The following is a 5,389-nucleotide window of genomic DNA, read 5'->3' on the forward strand; positions in this document are numbered from 1 at the left end:
CCGGGCGCTCCCTGGGCTGGGAACGCTGGGTGGGTACGGCCGGCGCCGCCATCTCGCTGGACCGGTTCGGAGCCTCGGCGCCGGGCGAGGTGGTGATGCGGGAGTTCGGATTCACCACGGATCAGGTCGTGCGTGCGGCGGAAACGCTGCTCACCGGGTCCACGAGGTCTCACGAGACCCGCGTCCAATAGCCGTCCAGACTCTTGTGCACGTCTGCATTGCGGCCAAGGACAGGCGCTCGATTGACCCACCCCGGCACGGAGGCAGGTGGACGGCTCAGCACCCGAGCCCCGTTTCATCTCGAGGCCACCGTCCGCGTGCTGCAACGCCGGCCGACGAACCTGGTCGAGATCTGGGAAGAGGGCCGCTACCTACGGGTGCTGAGGACGTCGGAGGATCTCGCGTTGGTCGAGGTGGAGAACCGCGGGACGATCGATGACCCGGATGTGCGCTACTCCTTGCGCCACGGCAACCCTTCCACCCCAACGCGGCGTCAGCTTGCCCGGACCCTACGGAAAGTGCTGGGCCTCGACGTGGACGCGGGCCCCGTGCAACGGCTCGTGGAGGCGGATCTCAGGCTCGGGCCCGTCGCGCTGGCCCTACGCGGCATGCGGCCTCCGAGGTTTGCCGAATGGTTCGAGACGTTCGTCAACGTGGTACCGTTCCAGCAGCTGAGCCTGGAGGCAGGTCTGGCCATCGTGCGCCGACTCGTCGAGCGCTTTGGCGAGCAGCTCGAACAGAGCGGTCGCCGCTTCCATGCGCCTCCTACGGCTCGCGCTGTCGCCGAGGCGCGCCTCGACGCGCTGCGGAAGTGCGGCCTGAGCCTCAAGAAGGCCGAGTCGCTTCGCTACCTGGCTCGAGCGATCGAGTCGGGCGAGCTGGCCGAAGACAAGATCTCCGGCTTGAGCACGCACGAGGCACTCAGAGCGCTCGTCGAGCTGCCGGGCATGGGTCCCTGGAGCGCCAGCCTGGTACTGTTGCGCGGCCTCGGTCGCCTCGACGTGTTTCCCCCGGGCGACGTCGGCGCCGGGCGCGGGCTCGGCGCGCTGATGCACCTTCGGCCGGGGGCATCGCTCACCCGTCGCGTCGAGCGCTTCGGCGCCTACCGAGGCTACCTGTACTTCTACGCCCTGGGCGGCAGCCTCCTGAGGAAAGATCTCATTCACGCCGCATCTTCATCGTGAAGATGGCCGAATCAGCTCGAGCGACACTTCGGCGGCGATCACCGCCCTCAGCGCCTGCCGCTGGCGCCCACTCAGGCCGTCGTGCATGGCGGTCTCGATACTCGTCCAAGCTTCAGCCCGGCGCCGAGCGACATGGGCGAGCAAATCAGACCGGATGCGCCGGATCTATACGCAGTCTTAACGCCAGTTCTTTCGTTTCCCTAACGCAGATGACCCTCCTCCTGATGACGCCTTCATTCGTTTGACTGGTAGCGTGCCTCCCGACGGATCGCAGTTCGACGAAATGAACAGGCTCACCCTGGTGCGAGCGCGAACGAGTGGGGAGCCGGGGGCGAGTTAGGGCCGGCGGAGTTCCCGGGAGGAACGTCATGATACGTCCAGGTAAGCTGAGTGGCCGTCGTCAGAGTGAAGTCAAGCCGGAGGGGCATGAGGCCGTGTGGGCCGTGGTGCTCGCCGGAGGAGAAGGCGTCAGGTTGCGGCCGCTCGCCCGTCGCGTCTGCGGCGACGAACGACCCAAGCAGTTTTGTCCTCTGTTCGGATCGCGAACACTGGTGCGCGAGACCCTGGACCGAGTTGGACGGCTCATCCCGCCGGAGCGCACGGTCGTGGTGGGCATGCAGAGTCATGCTCGATACCAGGCGGGCGAATTCGGCGGGCAACCGGGTTCAGCGGGTCCCTACGTGCTCAACCAGCCGGACAATCGAGGAACCGGCGCTGCCGTGCTCCTCGCGGCCCTGTGGATCGAGGCGCGCGAGCCACAGGCAACGGTGGTGTTCTTTCCGTCGGATCACTTCATCGGAGAGGAACAGGTCTTTGTGACGCATGTGTCGGAGATGGTCGACCTCGTGAAGCGACAGCCGGAGTGGACGGTGCTGCTTGGCGTGCCAGCGAGCGGGCCAGAAACGGAGTATGGCTGGATCGAGCCGGGTCAACGTGTAGGGTGGACGGGTCCGAGTGCCGTCTATGGCATTCGGCGATTTCAGGAGAAGCCCTCAAAGGAAGTCGCGGAGGCACTGTTCGCCGGCGGGTGTCTCTGGAACACCTTTGTCTTTGCCGCTCGGCTCGCCGCGGTGCTCGCCGCCGGTCGTGAATGCGTGCCGAGTCTCTACGAGCGTCTGGTCCGGGTATCCGCCTTCTGGGGGAGTGAACACGAGCGGTGGGCGCTGCACCATGCGTACTCCCTCGCCCCGACGGTGAACTTCTCGGAGGCCATTCTGGAGGCGTGCTCACTACCACTCGCGGTGCTGGAGGCACGGGGGCTGACTTGGTGCGACCTGGGAAGTCCGGAGCGGGTGGTGAAAACGCTAGCCGGAGTTGGCGTCTCGGCTCCCTGGGTCGGGGCGTCCACGGCTCTGGCGTAACGTAGACGTCTCCAGACCCGCGGCGGCCGTCTCGAAGATCGCAGCTACCCGCGAAGCTGAAAAAGGAGTGAGCGATGCTCAGGAGCGTGAACGGCCTAAGGGGGTTTACGATCGGTGCGACCGATGGTGACATTGGACAGGTCGAGGCATTCTATTTCGACGACACGTGCTTTACGATCCGACACCTAGTGGTCGATACCGGCAGCTGGCTGAGCGGCCGGAAGGTCCTCGTCTCGCCGATGGCGCTGGGTGACATCGATTGGGATAACCGGCGTATCAACGCCGCGTTGACGAAGGCTCAGGTGGAGAAGAGCCCGGACATCGACACGGACCGGCCGGTTTCGCGCCAGCAGGAGGTCGAATACTACCGGTACTACGGGTATCCATCGTACTGGAGTGGGCCGTACCTTTGGGGCGGCTATCCATTTCCCGTCACGCCCCCTGGCCGGGCGACCGCCCTCGAACACGAACGACGCTGGGAGTGGCGGTCCGAGGAGAGTGGCGATCCGCATCTCAGGAGCTCGGCGGCCGTGATCGGCTACCACATTGCGGCCACAGACGGCGATATGGGGCATGTCGAAGACTTCCTGGTTGACGACGAGAACTGGTCGATCCGCTACATGGTTGTGGACACCAGTAACTGGTGGTTCGGCAGGAAGGTGCTGGTTTCGTCGGAGTGGATCACTCGCGTGGATTGGAACGAGTCTTTGCTGCACGTCGATCTGACGCGCGAGAAGATCAAGAGCAGCCCGGAGTACGATCCATCAGGTCACGTGCAACGCGAGTACGAGACGCGGTTGCACGATCACTACGGCCGGCCGGGCTACTGGCAACCCTGGCGGGACGAGGCGAAACGGAAGGCACGATAGCAGTGTTCGGCATGGCGGAAAGGGGAGCGGAAGGGAGGAGTCCGGGAGCCGGGTGGATCGAGGCGGAGCGGGTGCGGACGGATCGCGAGTGGGTGCGGGATCGGCGCGCGAGGGACCGGGAGAAAGCAGGGACTTGGATCGACGAGGACGTGTGATGACCGCCCGAGCGGTGTTCATGCCGGACGTGGAGAGCCAGGGGCGGGTGTGGTCCTGGATCACGACGGTGGACCACAAGCGCATCGGAGTGCTCTACGGTACCACTGCCTTCACCTTCTTCATCTTCGGTGGTCTCGAGGCGCTGGTGATGCGCGCCCAGCTGGCGCGGCCGGACAACACGCTGGTGGGGGCCCAGACCTACAACGAGCTGTTCACCATGCACGGGACCACCATGATCTTCCTGGCCGTGATGCCGCTGTCCACGGCCTTCATCAACTTCACGGTTCCGCTGCTCCTCGGCGCGCGGGACGTCGCCTTCCCCCGCCTCAATGCGCTCAGCTACTGGATCTTCCTCGCGGGCGGGCTCCTCCTCAACGCCAGCTGGCTCTTCGGCGCCGCCCCGGACGCCGGCTGGTTCGGCTATGCGAACCTCACCTCCACGCGGTTCTCGGCTGGCCTCAACGTCGACTTCTGGATGCTGGGCATCCAGATCCTCGGCATCTCCTCGATCCTGGGCGCCCTCAACTTCGTGGTGACCATCATCAACATGCGGGCTCCGGGCATGACCCTCATGCGGATGCCGGTGTTCGTCTGGATGGCCCTGGTCACGCAGTTCCTGGTGCTGCTGGCCTTCCCGGCGCTGACCGTGGGCCTCATCCTCCTCATGTTCGACCGCTTCTTCGGCACGCTCTTTTTCGTCCCGGCCGCGGGCGGCGACCCGCTGCTCTGGCAGCATCTCTTCTGGATCTTCGGCCACCCCGAGGTCTACATCCTGATCCTGCCGGCCATGGGCATCACCTCCGAGGTGATCCCCACGTTCGCTCGCAAGCCCCTATTCGGCACCCCGATGGTGATCTACTCCGGCATTCTCATCGGCTTCCTCTCCTTCGGGGTCTGGAGCCATCACATGTTCGCGGTAGGGTTGGGGCCTGTGGCCGACGCCGCGTTCTCGTCGGTCAGCATGCTGATTGCCGTCCCCACCGGCGTGAAGATTCTGAACTGGCTCGCGACGCTCTGGGGGGGACGCCTTCGCTTCAGGACTCCGCTCTATTTCGCCCTGGGGTTCGTCGGCATGTTCACCATGGGGGGGCTCTCCGGTGTCATGCATGCCTCGCCACCGGTGGACCTGCAGCAGACCGACAGCTATTTCGTGGTGGCGCACATCCACTACGTGCTGTTCGGGGGCTCCATCTTCAGCCTCGTCGCGGGCGTCTACTACTGGTGGCCGAAGATCTTCGGTCGGCTGCTCGGCGAGCACCTCGGACAGTGGCACTTCTGGCTCATGCTGCTGGGCTTCAACTTGACGTTCTTCCCCATGCACTACCTGGGGCTCATCGGGATGCCGCGCCGCATCTACACGTACGCGCCCGATCTCGGCTGGAACCTCTGGAACCTGGCCTCGACGATCGGAGCCTTTGTCATCGCCCTGTCCTTCGTCGTCTTCCTCGTCAACGTGATCAAGACCACGCGCTCCGCCGCGCCCGCCGGCTCCGACCCCTGGGACGGGCGGACGCTCGAGTGGTCCATCCCCTCGCCACCGCCACCCTGGAACTTCAGCCGGATCCCGATCGTGCGTGACCGGGATGAGCTCTGGCTGCGCAAGCATGGGGACGAGGCGGGCCGCCGGCTTCCTGCCGAACCGCTTCCTGCCGAGCCCCAGCTCGAGCCCATCCACATGCCACGGCCATCCTTCTGGCCGATCCTCCTGGCCGGGAGCCTGCTCGTCATGGTGGGAGGCCTTGTCATCGGCATCGAGCCGGTCGTGATCGGCGGCATGCTGACCCTCTACTGCATCGCCCGCTTCGCGCTCGAGTACCAC

General features: G+C 65.4%; 5 protein-coding genes. All 5 read left to right on the plus strand.

The genetic code is table 11. The features are described 5' to 3' along the window. On the plus strand, window positions 1–191 hold a 191-nt coding region (locus tag VKN16_24625), incomplete at its 5' end, for a hypothetical protein (GenBank protein ID HME97404.1). 51 nt (window positions 192–242) lie between these two features. Then, window positions 243–1,184 carry an AlkA N-terminal domain-containing protein gene (locus VKN16_24630; GenBank protein ID HME97405.1) on the plus strand — a complete coding sequence of 314 codons (942 nt, stop codon included), beginning with the start codon at window positions 243–245 and terminating at the stop codon, window positions 1,182–1,184. Between the two features lie 434 nt (window positions 1,185–1,618). After that, window positions 1,619–2,545: a sugar phosphate nucleotidyltransferase gene (locus VKN16_24635; protein HME97406.1), complete on the plus strand. Its 927-nt coding sequence runs from the start codon at window positions 1,619–1,621 to the stop codon at window positions 2,543–2,545. Window positions 2,546–2,619: 74 nt separating this feature from the next. Beyond that, the gene (locus tag VKN16_24640) at window positions 2,620–3,414 is read left to right on the plus strand and encodes a PRC-barrel domain-containing protein (GenBank protein ID HME97407.1); all 795 of its coding nucleotides are present in this window, start codon (window positions 2,620–2,622) and stop codon (window positions 3,412–3,414) included. A 154-nt stretch (window positions 3,415–3,568) separates the two neighbouring features. Beyond that, window positions 3,569–5,389: cytochrome c oxidase subunit I (gene ctaD, locus VKN16_24645; protein ID HME97408.1), on the plus strand; the 1,821-nt coding region annotated here is incomplete at its 3' end.

The organism is Candidatus Methylomirabilota bacterium, from assembly GCA_035315345.1.
GTDB lineage: Bacteria > Methylomirabilota > Methylomirabilia > Rokubacteriales > CSP1-6 > CAMLFJ01.

What these genes read in the sequence shown, in the direction of transcription:
- VKN16_24640 (HME97407.1), top strand. Translation starts at nt 2,620, where the DNA reads ATGCTCAGGAGCGTGAACGGCCTAAGGGGGTTTACGATCGGTGCGACC.